16 protein-coding genes are annotated in these 16,605 nt (G+C 58.0%); 5 read left to right on the plus strand and 11 right to left on the minus strand.

The window, feature by feature from the left end:
- Window positions 1-28: 28 nt before the first annotated feature.
- Window positions 29-736, plus strand: coding sequence for a Bax inhibitor-1 family protein (locus tag USF70_RS02425; protein ID WP_033144982.1), 708 nt, complete (start codon window positions 29-31; stop codon window positions 734-736).
- Window positions 737-841: 105 nt separating this feature from the next.
- On the opposite strand, the gene USF70_RS02430 is transcribed toward USF70_RS02425, so the two are convergent.
- From USF70_RS02430 to USF70_RS02440, 3 genes are read right to left on the minus strand one after another with little or no spacing between them, the layout of a single operon-like run.
- Window positions 842-1,804, minus strand: coding sequence for a lysylphosphatidylglycerol synthase transmembrane domain-containing protein (locus USF70_RS02430; RefSeq protein ID WP_033144983.1), 963 nt, complete (start codon window positions 1,802-1,804; stop codon window positions 842-844).
- Window positions 1,804-3,042: a cardiolipin synthase ClsB gene (clsB, locus tag USF70_RS02435; RefSeq protein WP_033144984.1), complete on the minus strand. Its 1,239-nt coding sequence runs from the start codon at window positions 3,040-3,042 to the stop codon at window positions 1,804-1,806. The genes USF70_RS02430 and clsB overlap by 1 nt, the downstream gene beginning before the upstream one ends.
- Entirely contained in the window at window positions 3,039-3,800 is a 762-nt protein-coding gene (locus USF70_RS02440; protein ID WP_023334979.1) for an endonuclease/exonuclease/phosphatase family protein, read from the minus strand. Before USF70_RS02440 ends, clsB begins: the two co-directional genes overlap by 4 nt.
- Window positions 3,801-3,933: 133 nt before the next feature.
- Between USF70_RS02440 and USF70_RS02445 the strand changes: the two genes are divergently transcribed.
- Window positions 3,934-4,344 carry a YbhQ family protein gene (locus USF70_RS02445; protein WP_320735236.1) on the plus strand — a complete coding sequence of 137 codons (411 nt, stop codon included), beginning with the start codon at window positions 3,934-3,936 and terminating at the stop codon, window positions 4,342-4,344.
- Here the strand turns inward: USF70_RS02445 and USF70_RS02450 are convergent.
- From USF70_RS02450 to cecR, 5 genes are read right to left on the minus strand one after another with little or no spacing between them, the layout of a single operon-like run.
- Window positions 4,306-5,412, minus strand: a complete 1,107-nt coding sequence (locus tag USF70_RS02450) for an ABC transporter permease (RefSeq protein WP_023310860.1) — start codon at window positions 5,410-5,412, stop codon at window positions 4,306-4,308. The genes USF70_RS02445 and USF70_RS02450 overlap by 39 nt on opposite strands.
- Window positions 5,413-5,421: 9 nt before the next feature.
- Window positions 5,422-6,555: an ABC transporter permease gene (locus tag USF70_RS02455; protein ID WP_045142921.1), complete on the minus strand. Its 1,134-nt coding sequence runs from the start codon at window positions 6,553-6,555 to the stop codon at window positions 5,422-5,424.
- Window positions 6,545-8,284, minus strand: a complete 1,740-nt coding sequence (locus USF70_RS02460; protein WP_320735237.1) for an ATP-binding cassette domain-containing protein — start codon at window positions 8,282-8,284, stop codon at window positions 6,545-6,547. The genes USF70_RS02455 and USF70_RS02460 overlap by 11 nt, the downstream gene beginning before the upstream one ends.
- Window positions 8,277-9,272 (minus strand): secretion protein HlyD, encoded by a 996-nt coding sequence (gene hlyD, locus USF70_RS02465; RefSeq protein WP_320735238.1) that lies wholly within the window; start codon window positions 9,270-9,272, stop codon window positions 8,277-8,279. Before hlyD ends, USF70_RS02460 begins: the two co-directional genes overlap by 8 nt.
- Entirely contained in the window at window positions 9,269-9,946 is a 678-nt protein-coding gene (cecR, locus tag USF70_RS02470; RefSeq protein ID WP_064672132.1) for a transcriptional regulator CecR, read from the minus strand. Before cecR ends, hlyD begins: the two co-directional genes overlap by 4 nt.
- Window positions 9,947-10,153: 207 nt before the next feature.
- On the opposite strand from cecR, the gene rhlE reads away from it, so the two are divergent.
- From rhlE to ybiB, 3 genes are all read left to right on the plus strand, one after another.
- A complete protein-coding gene (gene rhlE, locus USF70_RS02475; RefSeq protein ID WP_320735239.1) occupies window positions 10,154-11,536 on the plus strand; it encodes an ATP-dependent RNA helicase RhlE in 1,383 nt (460 codons plus the stop codon).
- A 97-nt stretch (window positions 11,537-11,633) separates the two neighbouring features.
- A complete protein-coding gene (dinG, locus tag USF70_RS02480; RefSeq protein ID WP_167818305.1) occupies window positions 11,634-13,799 on the plus strand; it encodes an ATP-dependent DNA helicase DinG in 2,166 nt (721 codons plus the stop codon).
- 353 nt (window positions 13,800-14,152) lie between these two features.
- Window positions 14,153-15,115: a DNA-binding protein YbiB gene (ybiB, locus tag USF70_RS02485; protein WP_167818304.1), complete on the plus strand. Its 963-nt coding sequence runs from the start codon at window positions 14,153-14,155 to the stop codon at window positions 15,113-15,115.
- 116 nt (window positions 15,116-15,231) lie between these two features.
- Here ybiB and ybiJ read toward each other — a convergent pair whose 3' ends face one another.
- The 3 genes from ybiJ to mcbA form a co-directional block, all read right to left on the minus strand.
- Entirely contained in the window at window positions 15,232-15,492 is a 261-nt protein-coding gene (ybiJ, locus tag USF70_RS02490) for a DUF1471 family protein YbiJ (protein WP_023310874.1), read from the minus strand.
- A gap of 285 nt (window positions 15,493-15,777) precedes the next feature.
- The gene (locus USF70_RS02495; RefSeq protein ID WP_033144995.1) at window positions 15,778-16,044 is read right to left on the minus strand and encodes a DksA/TraR family C4-type zinc finger protein; all 267 of its coding nucleotides are present in this window, start codon (window positions 16,042-16,044) and stop codon (window positions 15,778-15,780) included.
- A 122-nt stretch (window positions 16,045-16,166) separates the two neighbouring features.
- Window positions 16,167-16,433, minus strand: a complete 267-nt coding sequence (gene mcbA, locus USF70_RS02500) for a DUF1471 family periplasmic protein McbA (RefSeq protein WP_032661263.1) — start codon at window positions 16,431-16,433, stop codon at window positions 16,167-16,169.
- Window positions 16,434-16,605 lie beyond the last annotated feature (172 nt).

The raw sequence follows: 16,605 nt of genomic DNA on the forward strand, positions 1-16,605 counted from the left end.
TCTACTTAAACTTAATCAGGAGTGAATCATGGACCGATTTCCGCGTTCCGATTCAATAGTACAGCAGACCCGTAGCGGCCTGCAGACGTATATGGCTCAGGTGTACGGCTGGATGACGGTTGGCCTGCTGCTTACCGCGTTTATCGCGTGGTATGCGGCGAACACGCCTGAACTGATGATGTTTATCTTCTCCAGCAAAATCACCTTCTTTGGGCTGATTATCGCGCAGCTGGCGCTGGTGTTTGTGCTTTCGGGTCTGGTGCAAAAGCTGAGTGCCGGAATGGCGACTACGCTGTTTATGCTCTATTCGGCGCTAACCGGGCTGACGCTTTCCAGTATCTTCATCGTTTACACCTACTCCTCCATCGCCAGCACCTTCGTGGTCACCGGCGGGATGTTCGGCGCGATGAGCCTGTACGGTTACACCACGAAGCGCGATCTGAGCGGTTTCGGCAGCATGCTGTTTATGGGGCTGATTGGGATTGTGCTGGCGTCGCTGGTAAACCTGTGGCTGAAGAGCGACGCGCTGATGTGGGCCGTGACCTACATCGGGGTGGTGATCTTCGTTGGGTTGACGGCGTATGACACCCAGAAGCTGAAAAACATCGGCGAGCAGATCGACGTACGCGACAGTTCGAACCTGCGCAAATACGCGATTCTGGGCGCGCTGACGCTGTATCTGGACTTCATCAACCTGTTCCTGATGCTGCTGCGAATTTTCGGCAACCGTCGCTAAGGTTGTTTTGCCGGGTGGCGGTGCGGTCTGGTGCCCTCACCCTGACCCTCTCCCACGGGAGAGGGAACAAACACTAAAAACGGCAACATCGTTGCCGTTTTGCTTTTATTTCGCTAACGCCTTCTCGTTCTTCGCTCTCAGCTTTTTCGCCCGACTCTCCAGCACCAGATAACACACCGTTGCCAGGGCCAGCGGCAGGAAGTAATACAGCATGCGGTACGCCAGCAGTGCGGCGATAATCGTTCCTTGAGAGACGTGCTCCCCGGCCAGCAACGCGATAAACACCGCCTCCAGCACGCCGATCCCCGCCGGAATATGCACAATCACGCCCGCAATACTGCTCACCAGCAGCACGCCCAGCACGAAGAAGTAATTGACGTCCTCGCCAATCAGCAGCCAGATAATGGCCCCCATCGCCATCCAGTTGGCGCTGGAGACGGCCATCTGCAGCACCGCAAACTTCCACGAGGGCAGCACCAGCTTTTGCCCTTTAATGGTCATATGACGGCGTCTGGCAAAGGCGCAGGCCCACAGATAAACGGCGATAATCAGCAGCAGTACGATGCCCAGAATGCGCAGCGTGGCCTCATCGATATACCAGTGCGCGGGCAGCTGCACCACGCCGATGGTGAAGATCACCCCGCCGAGCAAAATATAGCCCAGCCAGTTGGTGGTGATGCTTAACGAGAAAATGCGCGTGATGGTCCCGCCCGGCAGGCCGAGCCGCGAGTAGAGGCGATAGCGCATGCCAATGCCGCCGACCCAGGTGCTCAGCGTCAGGTTGAAGGCGTAGCAGATAAACGACACCAGCATAACCTGACGTTTGGCCAGCTTGTGGCCGCAGTAGGCACGGCCCAGCAGGTCATAACAGCCGTACATCAGGTAGCTGACAATAACCAGCCCCACAGCGCCCAGCAGCACCATCCGGTTATAGTTGCGGATGACTTTCCACACCTCTTCCCAGTCAACTTTCTGCGCGTAGACCACCAGCAGAACCGCGACCGCAATAAAAAATAGCCAGGTCAGGATCTTTTTTGCCAGCCGCCAGCGTGGATGCGATTTCGACATCAGGGTTTGCCTCCGTCTTCCGCTTCAATACGGTCCTGGGTTTCCATTTCGGGTTGTACCGGCGGGTCCACCTGCGCAAGCTTAGGCGTATGCGCCGGCAGCCAGCCGACCATGGCCGGGAAATGACGCAGAAAGTGGAACACCACCACGCTGATGCCCAAGTTCCACCAGGTGCGTTTGGGGACCATGGACTCGTCCACGCGCACGCAGTCGTTAACGATCAGCGCCTGCAGGTTATCCCGCAGGGTCTGGTTAAACTGGCGATCGTGAATGATCAGGTTAGCTTCGAGATTGAGCGATAAGCTCAGCGGATCGAGGTTACTGGAGCCCACGGTGGCCCAGTGATCGTCCATCAGCGCCACTTTGCCGTGCAGCGGTCGGCGGCGATATTCGTAGATCTGTACGCCGCCCTTCACCAGATAGTTATACAGCAGGCGTGCGCCCACTTTGACAATCGGCATATCCGGCTCGCCCTGCACAATCAGCTTCACGCGTACCCCGCGCCGGGCCGCATTGCGCATGGCGTGCAGCAGACGATAGCCGGGGAAAAAGTAGGCGTTAGCAATAATCACTTCGCGCTTCGCGTTGGCGAGCATCTTGAGATAATGACGTTCAATGTCGTCCCGGTGCTCGCCGTTATCCCGCCAGACGAAAAGGGCCTGCGCTTCGCCGGGCTTCCGGTTCTCTTCCGGGCGATGGCGGCGTCTCCACCAGCGGCGAACGGCCTCTTTACCCGGCAGGTTCTCCAGCTCAAACAGTAAGATGTCCTGCACCACCGGGCCTTCAATGCGAATAGCGTAGTCCTGCTTCGCCTCCGGGCCGTAGTCGGACATATGCTCAGCGGAGTAGTTAATGCCGCCGACAAACGCCACCGTCTCGTCCACCACCACTATTTTGCGATGCATCCGGCGGAAAAGATTGGTCCGCATGCCGAACAGGCGAGGGCCGGGATCGTAGTAGCGGAACACCACGCCCGCGGAGGTCAACTCATTCACAAACGTATCGCTGAGATCCGGCGAGCCATAGCCATCAAGCAGCACTTCAATTTTGACGCCGCGCCGGGCGGCGCGCAGCAGCACGCCGTGCAGCTGTTTGCCGACGTCGTCTTCGAACCAGATAAAGGTTTCGAGGATCACCTTCTGCTGTGCATGGTCAATCGCTTTAAACACGGCCGGATAATACTCGTCCCCGTTGACCAGCAGCGTGATTCGGTTGCCTTCCTGCCAGGAACATTTCATAGGTGGATCTCCGCGCTGAGCGGGGCATGGTCGGAAAGATGTCGCCAGTTAAGGAGCGCCAGGGCGGTCGGGCTGCTGGCGTGGGCATTTTTCACGTAGATGCGGTCAAGCCGAAGCAGCGGGAAACGGACCGGGAAGGTGCGCGCAGGCCTGCCGTTGGCGCGAGTAAAAATCTCCTCCAGCCCGGCATCCACTTTCAACGGATGGTTTGCCCTCTGTCGCCAGTCGTTGAAATCGCCCGCTACCACCACCGGTTCACCTTCGGGAAGCGCGTTGGCCCATTCGGCCAGCATTTTCAGCTGCGCCTGACGATGGGCTTCGCGAAGGCCCAGGTGAACACAGCCGACATGGACAGGTCGCTCGAGGTCTGGCGGCGTAATGCGGCAGTAAAGCAGGCCGCGTTTTTCGCTTTCCCCGACGGAAACGTCGCGGTTTTCGTAATGTTCAATGGGGTAGCGGGACAGCACCGCGTTTCCGTGATGCCCTTCCGGATAGACCGCGTTGCGGCCATAGGCGTAGTCACTCCACATGGTGTCGGCCAGAAATTCATAGTGCGGCGTGTCGGGCCAGTTCTCAAAGTGGAGCGGATGCACTTCGTGTGCGCCCATCACCTCCTGCAGGCAGACAATATCCGCGCTGACGGTGCGTACCGCGTCGCGCAGCTCCGGTAAAATGAAGCGGCGATTAAATGCTGTGAAGCCCTTATGAATGTTTATCGTCAGCACCTTAAGCGAGAAATGCTGCATTTTTTGAGTCATAAGCTCCTTCCTGAGTGACTATCCCAATGAAAATAAAGTGTAGTCGTCGTCACAAAAAGATGCGGCGTTACGGAATTTTCCGTAAAGTGCGGTAGTCTGATTAAGCAGAGAAAAATCCTTCAGGAGAGAAGCCATGAAGTGGCAACAACGTGTTCGTGTCGCAACTGGCCTGAGTTGCTGGCAGATAATGTTGCATTTACTGGTCGTGGCCGTACTGGTGATGGGCTGGATGAGCGGCACGCTGGTGCGTGTTGGCCTGGGGCTATGCGTCCTTTATTGCGTCACCGTGCTGTCGATGCTGTTCCTACAGCGCCATCATGAAGCGCGCTGGCGCGAGGTGGGTGATGTGCTCGAAGAGCTCACCACCACCTGGTATTTTGGCGCGGCGATGATCGTGCTTTGGCTGCTGTCGCGCGTGCTGCAAAACAACCTGCTGCTGGCCCTGGCCGGTCTGGCTATCCTCGCAGGGCCTGCGGTGGTCTCGCTGCTGACCAAAGAGAAAAAGCTACGCAATGTTGCGTCTAAACATCGCGTACGCCACTGAGCCCGTCGTGGCCGCTATGACCAGTAGCGGCCACAAACTTCCCCAGACAATATCCAGACTCGCATCCTTCAGATAGATTTGCTTGGTGATGTCCGTAAAGTGCCGAATCGGGTTTACCCACGTCAGATCCTGAAGCCACACCGGCATGTTCTCGACGGGTGAAACATACCCCGAGAGCAAAATCGCGGGCATCATAAAGACGAAGACCCCGATAAACGCCTGCTGCTGCGTCGAGCAGAGCGCCGAGATCAGCAGTCCAAATCCCACCAGCGACAGCCCGTAAATGACCATCGTGAAGTAAAACAGCGCCAGCGAACCGGCGAACGGGATCTGATAGGCCCAAATTCCCACCCCCAGCACGATAGTGGCCTGAAACGTCGCGACGATCAGCGCCGGGACCGCTTTGCCGACGAAAATTTGCCAGGTGGCGAGCGGGGAGACCAGCAGCTGGTCCAGCGTGCCCTGTTCGCGCTCGCGGGCGACGGAAAGGGAAGTCACGATCATCACCCCGATAGTGGTGATCATGGCGATTAGCGACGGCACCACGAACCACTTGTAGTCCAGGTTCGGGTTGTACCAGTTACGCACCACCAGCTCGCTGTTGTTGGGCTTCGGTTTGCCCTCCATCAGCTCCTGCTGGTAATCCTTCACCACCTGCTGCAGGTAGTTGGCGGCTATCTGGGCGCTGTTGGAGTTACGCCCGTCGAGGATCAGCTGCATCGGCGCGGTCTGGAAGGTATCCAGATTGCGGGAGAAATCCGCCGGGAACCGCACCAGCAGCAGCGCTTTTTGCGTGTCGATGGTGGGCTGGATCTCCTGCGGGCTTTTCAGCAGCAGGATGTGGGTAAAGGCTTTTGCACGCGCAAAGCGCTGCGTCAGCTCGACGGAATGTTTGCCGTTATCTTCGTTGTAAATGGCAATGGTGGCGTTGGTCACCTCAAGGGTGGCGGCAAACGGGAACAGTAAAACCTGGATCAGCACCGGCAAGACCAGAATGGCGCGGGTTTGCGGCTCGCGCAGCAGGGATTGCAGCTCTTTGCGTATCAACGTCCATAATCGGTGAAACATGTTCGCTCCTTAATCCAGTCGCCGTTTGGTTTTCATCCACGTCAACCCAATAAACATCGCCGCTGACGCCATTAAAAACAGCGTGTTGACGATCAGCACCACCGGAATATTCCCCGCCAGGAACAGGCTTTGCAGCGTGCTCACAAAGTAGCGAGCCGGAATAACATAGGTCACGGCGCGGATCACCGCAGGCATACTGTCTATCTGGAAGATAAACCCGGACAGCATAATCGACGGTAAAAAGGCGGCGTTGAGGGCCACCTGCGCGGCGTTGAACTGGTTGCGGGTGATGGTGGAGATGAGCAGCCCCATGCCCAGCGTGCTGAGTAAAAACAGGCTGGTGATAAAAAACAGCACCACCAGCGAGCCGCGATACGGCACGCCGAGGATAAAGACCGAGACAAGCATACAGAGCAGCATCGCCAGCATGCCGAGGAAATAGTAGGGGATGAGCTTGCACAGCAGCAGCTCGACGCGCGTCACTTCGGTAGAGAGCAGCGCCTCCATGGTCCCGCGCTCCCACTCGCGGGCGATCACCAGCGAGGTCAGGATCGCGCCAATCACCGTCATGATAATCGTCACCGCGCCCGGAATAATAAAGTGCTGGCTGATGGCGGCGGGGTTAAACCAGTAGCGCGTCTGCACGTCGATCAGCGGTTTAAATTCTTCGCCCCGATCTTCCGCCCGCTGCATCTGCCACAGCTGCCAGATCCCCTCCGCGTAGCCCTGTACAAAGTTGGCGGTGTTTGGCTCGCTGCCGTCGGTAATCACCTGGATCGGCGCGTCGGTATTCGCCCGCGCCATGTTGGCGGCGAAATCCACCGGAATGACGATCAGGCCGCGAATTTTCCCGGCCTGCATTTTCTGGATCAACTCCTGCCTGTTATCGCTGATGGTGGCGTCAATGTAGGGCGATCCGGTCATGGCGTGAGTAAAGTCCAGCGCATCCTCACTCTGCTGCTCCAGCAATATCCCGACCCGCAGCTTGCTGGAGTCCAGGTTAATGCCGTAGCCAAAGATAAACAGCAGCAGCAGGGGGATGACTACCGCAATCAGCCAACTGCTGGGGTCACGCACGATCTGCCGCGTCTCTTTAATGCACAGCGCGCGCACCCTGCGCCAGGAAATGGCATTACTGCGCATGGGCATTCTCCTTATCCCAGTCGTGGATGAGGGTGATAAACGCCTGCTCCATGGTCGGATCCGGAACCTCATCGTCGGCGGCCTGATTTTTCAGGTCGTCCGGGGTACCGTGGGCAATCAGCTTGCCGCGATACACCAGCCCGATGCGGTCGCAGTACTCCGCCTCGTCCATGAAGTGGGTGGTCACCATCACGGTCACGCCTTTTTCCACCATGCTGTTGATGTGCAGCCAGAACTCACGGCGGGTAATGGGGTCAACGCCTGATGTCGGCTCATCAAGAAACAGAATATCCGGCTCGTGCATCAGCGAGCAGGCCAGCGCCAGCCGCTGCTTAAAGCCGAGCGGCAGCTCGTCGGTGGCGTGGGAGGCAATGTTGGTTAAGGCGAAGGCGTCGCTCATGCGGCGGATTTTCTCGTTCTGTGCCCGCCCGCGCAGGCCGTACACGCCGGAGAAAAAGCGCAGATTCTGTTCGACCGTCAGGTTGCCGTACAGCGAAAACTTCTGCGCCATATACCCGAGATGCTGGCGCGCCTTGCCGGAGCTGACCTTCAGGTCCATATCCAGCACCAGCGCCTTGCCGGACGTCGGCACCAGCAGGCCGCACATCATCTTAAAGGTGGTCGATTTTCCCGCGCCGTTCGGCCCGAGCAGGCCAAAAATCTCCCCGCGTTTTACCGAAAAATTGACGTTATCGGTAGCGGCGAAATCCCCGAACTTTTTGGTGAGGGATTTGGCTTCAATCACCGTTTCGCCCGGCGTGCCTTCCACCGTATGCAAAATGGCGGCAAGCGGCGACTCTGAGGTACCCGCGCCGCCCAGCAGGTCGATAAACGCGTCCTCAAAGCGCGGCGCGGTCTCTTCCATCTCGATCTCAGGCATGCCGGGCGCCTGGCGAATATCGTCGACGGTGGCCTCTTTTTTGAGGATCACCCGTACCGAGCGGCCCTGGATCATCCCGTCGCTGACCTGCGGCAGCCTGAGCACCCGCTGCAGCAGCCTGCGGTTAGACTCCTGCGGGCTGTGCAGCAGGAAGCTGCGCCCGGCCATGCTCTGCGTCAGCGTCGTCGGCTCGCCCTGATAAAGCAGTTCGCCTTCGTTCATCAGCAGCACGTCCCGGCACTGTTCCGCTTCGTCGAGGTAGGAGGTGCTCCAGAGGATCAGCATCCCGTCGCCCGCCAGCTCGTGCACCATCTGCCACAGTTCGCGGCGCGAAATCGGGTCTACGCCGACGCCGGGCTCGTCCAGCAGCAGCACTTTCGGCTCGCCAACCAGCGTGCAGGCCAGCCCCAGCTTCTGCTTCATCCCGCCGGAGAGCTTGCCCGCCAGCCGGTCGGTGAACGGGCCGAGGGAGGTAAACTCCAGCAGGCGCGTGAAGGTTTTCTGCCGCGTTTCGCCGGTGACGCTGCGCAGGTCGGCGTACAGGTTCAGGTTTTCCATCACCGTCAGGTCTTCATACAGGCCAAACTTCTGCGGCATATAGCCGAGCATGGCGTGAAGGGCTCCGTCATCCTCGATCGGGTCAAGACCGAGCACGCTGGCGCTTCCTTCATCCGGCTTCAGCAGCCCCGCCAGCATCCGCATCAGCGTGGTTTTTCCCGCGCCGTCCGGACCGACCAGCCCGGTCACATAGCCTTTCTGGATAGTGCAGTTCAGCGGCGCGACGGCCGGTTTGTCCATTCCCGCGAAGCGTTTAACCAGATTGTTGAGCTGAATAACCGCGTCATTCATGTCGTTCCCCGTTGTTCACTTTTACGGTGACGGGCATGCCCTGACGCAGCGCGTCGTCCGCATCGGTCACGATGATGCGCAGGCGATACACGAGGTCGGTACGCAGATCAGGTGTTTCAACGGTTTTCGGCGTGAATTCGGCGGTAGGGGAGACAAAGCCCACTTTGCCGTGATACGGCTTGTCCGGGCGACCGTCGGTATAAAGCAGCAGTTCGCGGCCCGGCTGCATCTGGCCGAGATTGGGCTCGTCAACGTAGGCGCGTACCCAGACCGGGCGGGTCAGGGATAGCGTTAAGACGGCGCTGCCCGCGCTGAGCATGCTGCCCGGCTCCACGGCGCGGGTCATCAGCATGCCGTCAGACGGCGCGATTAAGGTGGTGTCGTGCAGATCAAGCTCTGCCTGGGCCAGCTGCGCCTGCGCCTGTTCAAGGCTGGCTTTCGCCTGGGCGATATCCTGCGGGCGGTTACCGGTGTGGTACTGGCTTAACTTATCCTGCGCGGACTTCAGCGTTGCCTGCGCCTGGTCGCGGGACGAGCGCGCATTTTCCAGATCGTTAGCGGAAATGGTGCGGCTTTTCCACAACCCCTGCTGGCGCGCGTAGAAGTTCTGCGCGTAGTCATAGGCGGCTTGCGCCTGCTTAACGGCAGCGGCGGCCTGGGCGATCTCTTCGTCGCGATAGCCTGCCAGCATCAGGTCATACTGCGCCTGGGCGACGGACACCCCCGCTTTGGCCTGCAGCAGCGCATTCTCATAGGGCGCTTTATCCAGCATCCCCAGCGTCTGCCCGCTTTTAATGGCATCGCCTTCGTCAACGCTCAGCGAGGCGAGACGACCGCCCACGCGGAAGCTCATGTTCACCGTGCGAATATCCACGTTGCCGTACAGCGTCAGGCCTTTATCCTGATGGCTCTGATACCACAGCCATCCACCGACTCCGGCAGCAAGCAAAACAACAACCACCAGAATGATGGCGACAGTTTTTTTCATGACTTCAGGCTCCTTTGCGTTAAGCCTTGCAGGATCAGATCGACGTGACAGGCGATGACCTTACTAATCTGCGCGGCTTTATCCTCATCAAATTGTGTCCAGCCGGTGCGTAACAGGATGGTTTCCCTGCCCAGACGGAAGGCAAGAATTTCACCCAGCAGGGCGTGGGTATGCAAAATTGTCTCGGTATCACTGGCGTCCCGCCCGGTATAGGCGGCGATCAGCCGGGTCAGGTGCGAGTGCATTGGCTCAATCACCCGATCGTGTACACGCTGGTAGGCGACGGTCGGGGAGAGCTGCTCCCGGGAGATAAATTTGCTCAGGTTGAGCGTATCGTCGTGCGTCAGCAGGCGGATCATATCGTGGCAGGCATTGAGAATAAGCTGGCGAACGGCGGCGCGATCGGGCGACGGCTGGCCGAGCAGCGCGGTGGCTTCCTCAACGTGCGGGTGAAACTGCGTGCCGATAAAATCGGCGATCCACTCGGCGCAGGCGAGGTATAAATCCTCTTTTGAGCCAAAATAGTAGGTAATCGCCGCAATGTTCTGCCCGGCCAGCGCGGCAATATCGCGCGTGGTGGCATGCAGCCCGTACTCACCAAACTGCGCCAGCGCGGCGGCGATAAGCTGATTTTTGGCCTGTTCACCTTTGGTTGTTGTGGGGGTCGTATTCATGGCGGCATTAAGAATTAATCAATCGATTGATTAAGATTATGCCTGATTCACGCTAACGTCGAGGGAACGCTGAGGGATATTTTATGCGCCACGTCACAAAAGCTGCTACACTCCGCTCCTTCGCGACATTGTGGTTTTTGTCCTCCCCTATTCGTTATATCTCCCTGAAAACTACACCTGTGATGGTCGGGGCGGTTCGGAGTTTTTATGTCTTTTGATTCCCTTGGCCTGAACCCGGAAATTCTGCGCGCGATCGCAGAGCAGGGCTACGTTGAGCCAACCCCAATCCAGCAGCAGGCGATCCCCGCCGTTCTGCAGGGCCGTGACCTGATGGCGAGCGCCCAGACCGGTACCGGCAAAACCGCTGGTTTTACCCTGCCGCTGCTGGAACTGCTGGTAAAAAACCAGCCGCACGCCAAAGGCCGTCGTCCGGTTCGTGCCCTGATCCTGACCCCAACCCGCGAGCTGGCGGCGCAGATTGGTGAGAACGTGCGTGACTATAGCCGCTATCTCAACATTCGTTCGCTGGTGGTTTTCGGCGGGGTAAGCATCAACCCGCAGATGATGAAGCTGCGCAGCGGCGTCGACGTTCTGGTTGCGACTCCAGGTCGCCTGCTGGATCTGGAGCACCAGAATGCGGTGAAGCTGGACCAGGTTGAAATTCTGGTGCTGGACGAAGCCGACCGCATGCTCGACATGGGCTTTATCCACGATATTCGTCGCGTGCTGGCCAAGCTGCCCGCGCGTCGTCAGAACCTGCTCTTCTCTGCGACCTTCTCCGACGAGATCAAGGCGCTGGCGGAAAAGCTGCTGCATAACCCGCTGGAAGTGGAAGTGGCGCGCCGCAACACCGCCTCCGAGCAGGTGACGCAGCACGTTCACTTTGTGGATAAAAAGCGCAAGCGGGAACTGCTCTCCCAGATGATCGGCCAGGGCAACTGGCAGCAGGTGCTGGTCTTTACCCGCACCAAGCACGGCGCCAACCACCTGGCGGAACAGCTGAACAAAGACGGCATTCGCAGTGCGGCGATCCACGGCAACAAGAGCCAGGGCGCGCGTACCCGTGCGCTGGCTGAGTTCAAATCCGGCGACATCCGCGTGCTGGTGGCGACCGACATCGCCGCCCGTGGCCTTGACATTGAAGAGCTGCCGCACGTGGTGAACTACGAGCTGCCAAACGTGCCGGAAGATTACGTTCACCGTATCGGCCGTACCGGCCGCGCGGCGGCAACCGGTGAAGCGCTCTCTCTGGTCTGCGTGGACGAGCACAAGCTGCTGCGCGACATCGAGCGCCTGCTGAAGAAAGAGATCCCGCGCATCGAAACCCCGGGTTACGAAGTGGATCCGTCGATCAAAGCCGAGCCGATTCAGAACGGTCGTCAGGGCGGCGGTGGACGTGGTCAGGGCGGCGGTCGCGGTCAGCAGCCGCGTCGTGCCGAAGGCGGCGCGCCGAAATCATCCGGCAAACCGCCGCGTCGTAACAACGACAGCAAACCGGCGGGTGAAAACCCGTGGCGCAGCGGCGAAGGGAAACCGGCAGGAGAAGGGCAGCGTCGACGCCGCCCGCGCAAGCCTGCTAACCCGCAGTAATCTGGAAGCCCGGTCGTAAAGCCGGGCTTTTCTTTTTGCGGCAGCGAAGAGAAAGTGCCACAATAGTGGCTGTTTATACAGTATTTCAGGTTTTCCAATGGCTTTAACCGCTGCGCTCAAGGCGCAAATTGGCGCATGGTATAAGGCGCTACAGCAGCAGATCCCCGACTTTATCCCCCGAGCGCCGCAGCGGCAGATGATTGCTGACGTGGCAAAAACGCTCGCCGGGGACGACGGGCGACATCTGGCGATTGAAGCCCCAACCGGCGTCGGGAAAACCCTGTCGTATCTCATTCCCGGCATCGCGATTGCGCGGGAAGAGGACAAAACGCTGGTGGTCAGCACCGCCAACGTGGCGCTGCAGGACCAGATCTTCAGCAAGGATTTACCCCTGCTGCGCAAAATCATCCCCGACCTGCGGTTTACGGCAGCCTTTGGGCGCGGGCGTTACGTGTGCCCGCGCAACCTGGCGGCGCTGGCCAGCAGCGAGCCGAATCAGCAGGATCTGCTCGCGTTTCTGGATGACGAGCTAACGCCAAACAATAAGGCCGAGCAGGAGCAGTGTGCAAAACTCAAAGTCGAGCTTGACGGCTATAAGTGGGACGGCCTGCGGGATCACACCAGCCAGGCCATCAGCGACGACCTGTGGCGCAGGCTCAGCACCGACAAAGCGAGCTGCCTGAACCGCAACTGTCACTACTACCGCGAGTGCCCGTTCTTTGTCGCCCGGCGCGAGATTCAGGAGGCGGAAGTGGTTGTGGCAAACCACGCGCTGGTGATGGCGGCGCTGGAGAGCGAAGCGGTGCTGCCGGAGCCCAAAAACCTGCTGCTGGTGCTCGACGAAGGCCACCATCTGCCGGACGTGGCGCGGGATGCGCTGGAGATGAGCGCCGAAATCACCGCTCCGTGGTTCCGCCTGCAGCTGGATCTCTTCTGCAAGCTGGTAGCGACCTGCATGGAGCAGTTCCGCCCGAAAACCACGCCGCCGCTGGCGGTGCCGGAGCGGCTGAGCGACCACTGTGAAGAGGTCTATAGCCTCATTTCATCCCTGAACAACATCCTGAATCTTTATCTTCCAGCAACCCAGGAAGCCGAACACCGCTTTGCGATGGGTGAGCTACCGGAAGAGGTGATGGAGATCTGCCAGCAGCTGGCGAAACATCTGGAAAAGCTGCGCGGGCTGGCGGAGATGTTCTTAAACGATCTCAGCGAGAAAACCGGCTCGCATGACGTGGTGCGTCTGCACCGCGTTCTGCTGCAGATGAACCGCGCGCTGGGGATGTTCGAAGCGCAGAGCAAGCTCTGGCGGCTGGCCTCGATGGCGCAGGCGTCCGGCGCGCCGGTCACCAAATGGGCGACCCGCGACGTGCGCGACGGGCAGGTGCACCTCTTTTTCCACTGCGTGGGCATCCGCGTGGCCGATCAGCTGGAAAAGCTGATCTGGCGCAGCGTGCCGCACGTGGTTGTCACCTCTGCCACGCTGCGTTCCCTGAACAGTTTCTCAAGGCTGCAGGAGATGAGCGGGCTAAAAGAGAAAGCGGGCGACCGTTTCGTGGCGCTGGACTCGCCGTTTAACCACTGCGAGCAGGGCAAGCTGGTCATTCCGCGCATGAAATTCGAGCCGCTCATCGACAACGAAGAGCAGCACATCGCGGAAATGGCGGCCTACTTCCGCGAGCAGGTCGAGAGTAAAAAGTACCCCGGTATGCTGGTGCTGTTTGCCAGCGGGCGGGCGATGCAGCGTTTCCTCGAACACGTCACCGATCTGCGTTTACTCCTGCTGGTGCAGGGGGATCAGCCGCGCTACCGGCTGGTGGAAACCCACCGTAAGCGCATTGATAACGGCGAGCGCAGCGTGCTGGTGGGGTTGCAGTCGTTTGCTGAAGGTCTGGATTTGAAAGGCGACTACCTGACGCAGGTGCATATCCATAAAATCGCCTTCCCGCCTATCGACAGCCCGGTGGTGATTACCGAGGGGGAGTGGCTGAAAAGCCTCAACCGCTATCCGTTTGAGGTGCAGAGTTTGCCTGCGGCGTCGTTTAACCTGATTCAGCAGGTCGGGCGCTTGATTCGTAGCCACGGCTGCTGGGGCGAGGTGGTGATTTATGACAAACGTCTGCTCACCAAAAATTACGGCCAACGGCTCCTGAACGCGCTGCCGATCTTCCCGATCGAACAGCCGGAGGTGCCCGAGGTAAAAAAACCGCCGGTCAAACTGACTTCCGGGCGCAAGAAAAGCCTCCGTGCTAAGGGGCGCAGGTAAAGGCCGATCCAGACATCGCGGGGCCTGTGGTAACTGCGGTCCTCGTTTGGATATAGCGTACGCCGAACCCCAGAGCGCTAACCACCGTGCAATGGATTTGCTGAGACGATGTATACGCGGTGACAGGCTGCCTTGCCTGGATATCTCATCGTGACCCTTAATGACTTTCCACTCTTTATTTAGACAAATAATGAAGCGTCAAGAATCTACTGTAGAAATCGCAACTAGCTGGAATAAGTCCAGCATGTCTTTTTTGTCATAAAAACAGAACCTTGATTCTGGAGAAAAAACTAACCTCCGGATATTCAACAGGGCTATATTGTTAACAAGATGATTTTTTCAGGAGTGATGCCGTGGATTATCGTAAAATTATCAAAGAGGTAGGCAGAGGCAAAAACCACGCCCGCGATCTGGACCATGAAACCGCGCGTGCGCTTTATACCCGCATGCTTAACGGCGAGGTACCGGAGCTGGAGCTGGGCGGTATACTTATTGCGCTGCGTATCAAAGGCGAAGGTGAAGCGGAGATGCGCGGTTTCTATGATGCCATGCAGGCGCAAACGCTGCGCTTAACGCCGCCGGTGGCGAAACCGATGCCGATTGTGATCCCGAGCTATAACGGCGCGCGCAAGCAGGCAAACTTAACCCCGCTGCTCGCTATCCTGTTACACAAGCTGGGGTTCCCGGTGGTGGTGCACGGCGTTAGCGAAGATCCCACTCGCGTGCTGACGGAGACCATTTTCGGGATGCTGGGCATCGAGCCAACGCGTCATGCCGGCCAGGCGCAGGCGAAGCTGGATGGTCATCAGCCTGTTTATATCCCGGTCGGCACGCTCTGCCCGCCGCTGGAAAAGCAGCTCGATATGCGCTGGCGCATGGGCGTGCGCAACAGCGCGCACACGCTGGCGAAACTGGCCACGCCGTTTGGCGAAGATGCCGCCCTGCGTCTCTCCAGCGTTTCGCACCCGGAATACGTGGCGCGCGTGGGGCAGTTCTTTGAGGCTATTGGCGGAAGGGCATTGCTGATGCACGGCACGGAGGGCGAGGTTTATGCGAACCCGCAGCGCTGCCCGCAGGTGATGCTGATTGATTCTGCAGGCACGCGCGCCATTCTTGAGCGCGGGGAAGAGAATACCGGTGTGATACTGCCTGAGGCAAAAGATCCGCATACTACAGCCCACTGGATTGAGCAGTGCCTTGCCGGAAATGTTCCTGTTCCGCATTCGATCAAGCTGCAGATGGCCTGCTGTTTGCTGGCTACCGGAGAAGTGGAATCCGTTCAGGCCGGGCTTGAACGCGTGGCGCAGGCGTTTTAGACAAAAAAAAGCCCGTCCAGTGGCGGACGGGCAAGCAAGGGTAACAACAACAGGGTCAATGAGGGTGGAGCAGCTCACCAGAGGGTATGGCGAGGGTACAGCATTCATTCAGTCGATTATTTGTAGATAACCGCAGTACCGCTCAGCTTGTTATTGCCGTTAGCGGAGGTAATGGTGTATCCGCTTGCACCGGCAGCAGCGGCTTTCTCAGCCAGTTTGGCTTCCAGACCGTCCAGCGTGGTGGCGCCATCAGCACTGACCACACCAACTTTGTTCATGTTCTGTGCCTGAGTAGAAGAGACAGGCTCTACGGCGAAAGCGCCGAAAGACAGAGCGGACAGGGCAACAGCAGCTACAGCATATTTGATGGTTTTCATAATTAATCTCTCGCAGGTGTTTCTGTTAAGGGGACGATGTTCCGTCGATGTGATAAGTATCACGGTTTTTTACGAGAGATAAAATCGAAGAGAATTGACGTGGTTGCTCAAAAAAATTGAATGACAAATAACTTATTGAATATTAATAAATTCAAAGTGCCGCTTTACACTTCTTGTGGATGCGCTTTACAGAAGCAATACGAAGGGCACGTTTTGCTACGCGTCTGGCTAAAAACCGTGAGCGTAAAGGAACGTGCGGGCTCGGTTAGCTTGGGTAAAGTAAAGTCAACGCAACTGGCTGTCTTTCGAACCTCTGCGATTATATCCTGAGTGAGATGAGTTTTTCGAATCTTTATGCTGCTGGCACGTAATGCAAAGCCGTACGCCGGGAATGGCTTTTCGGCGCGCCTCCGGAATAGGTTCTCCGCATTCTTCGCATTCCGTTAAGCTCTCGCCGCGCGGAATTTCACCGCGGGCACGCGCAACCGCATCTTCAATTGTACTGTTGATCTGTTCGTTAACAGCGTCGTCATTTGCCCAGCCGGAAGCCATAGCGTCCTCCTGAAATCGGTTTAGGCCATACGTTTACTATGGGGTTAAAAAATGAACAATCAAGGCGAAGGGAGAAGAGAACTGCACCCGTTGGACAGATGCAGTCTTGCGGAAGAGACAGGTTATTTATAGATGGTCGCAGTGCCGTACATATGGTTATCTCCGCCAGCGGAGTTCACTACGAATCCTTTTGCACCTTCCTGACGGGCTTTTTCGGCGAGCTTAGCCTGCAGATCGTCAAGGTTACTGGCACGGCTTACCGAAACGGTGCCCGCAGGGCGTAGCTGGCTGGTGTCAGTACTCTGGGTCAGCGACTGGACGGCCATGGCAGAGAAGGACGCGGTCGCGAGGGCGGCTGCGATAACAGCAAGGGTCAGGTACTTTTTCATAATCACATCCTCATGAGGAAACAACAGGTGATTCCCTTTAAGTTTAGAAGCCTGACGAGTGTGACTTAGCGCAAATATTTGATGATGATCTGCTTATTTTTTGAACGATATAAATTGACAATTCGCTGACGGATCATAGACATAAAGGTGTTTGATTTATGGCGATTTTTTG

Source organism: Enterobacter sp. 237C8, from assembly GCF_034106865.1.
GTDB lineage: Bacteria > Pseudomonadota > Gammaproteobacteria > Enterobacterales > Enterobacteriaceae > Enterobacter > Enterobacter asburiae_B.

Coding starts and splice junctions, on each gene's coding strand:
- USF70_RS02430 (WP_033144983.1), bottom strand. CDS start 1,804: ATGTCGAAATCGCATCCACGCTGGCGGCTGGCAAAAAAGATCCTGACC.
- rhlE (WP_320735239.1), top strand. CDS start 10,154: ATGTCTTTTGATTCCCTTGGCCTGAACCCGGAAATTCTGCGCGCGATC.
- USF70_RS02495 (WP_033144995.1), bottom strand. CDS start 16,044: ATGGCTTCCGGCTGGGCAAATGACGACGCTGTTAACGAACAGATCAAC.
- USF70_RS02445 (WP_320735236.1), top strand. CDS start 3,934: ATGAAGTGGCAACAACGTGTTCGTGTCGCAACTGGCCTGAGTTGCTGG.
- cecR (WP_064672132.1), bottom strand. CDS start 9,946: ATGAATACGACCCCCACAACAACCAAAGGTGAACAGGCCAAAAATCAG.
- USF70_RS02460 (WP_320735237.1), bottom strand. CDS start 8,284: ATGAATGACGCGGTTATTCAGCTCAACAATCTGGTTAAACGCTTCGCG.
- mcbA (WP_032661263.1), bottom strand. CDS start 16,433: ATGAAAAAGTACCTGACCCTTGCTGTTATCGCAGCCGCCCTCGCGACC.
- dinG (WP_167818305.1), top strand. CDS start 11,634: ATGGCTTTAACCGCTGCGCTCAAGGCGCAAATTGGCGCATGGTATAAG.
- USF70_RS02425 (WP_033144982.1), top strand. CDS start 29: ATGGACCGATTTCCGCGTTCCGATTCAATAGTACAGCAGACCCGTAGC.
- USF70_RS02455 (WP_045142921.1), bottom strand. CDS start 6,555: ATGCGCAGTAATGCCATTTCCTGGCGCAGGGTGCGCGCGCTGTGCATT.
- USF70_RS02450 (WP_023310860.1), bottom strand. CDS start 5,412: ATGTTTCACCGATTATGGACGTTGATACGCAAAGAGCTGCAATCCCTG.
- clsB (WP_033144984.1), bottom strand. CDS start 3,042: ATGAAATGTTCCTGGCAGGAAGGCAACCGAATCACGCTGCTGGTCAAC.
- ybiJ (WP_023310874.1), bottom strand. CDS start 15,492: ATGAAAACCATCAAATATGCTGTAGCTGCTGTTGCCCTGTCCGCTCTG.
- hlyD (WP_320735238.1), bottom strand. CDS start 9,272: ATGAAAAAAACTGTCGCCATCATTCTGGTGGTTGTTGTTTTGCTTGCT.
- USF70_RS02440 (WP_023334979.1), bottom strand. CDS start 3,800: ATGACTCAAAAAATGCAGCATTTCTCGCTTAAGGTGCTGACGATAAAC.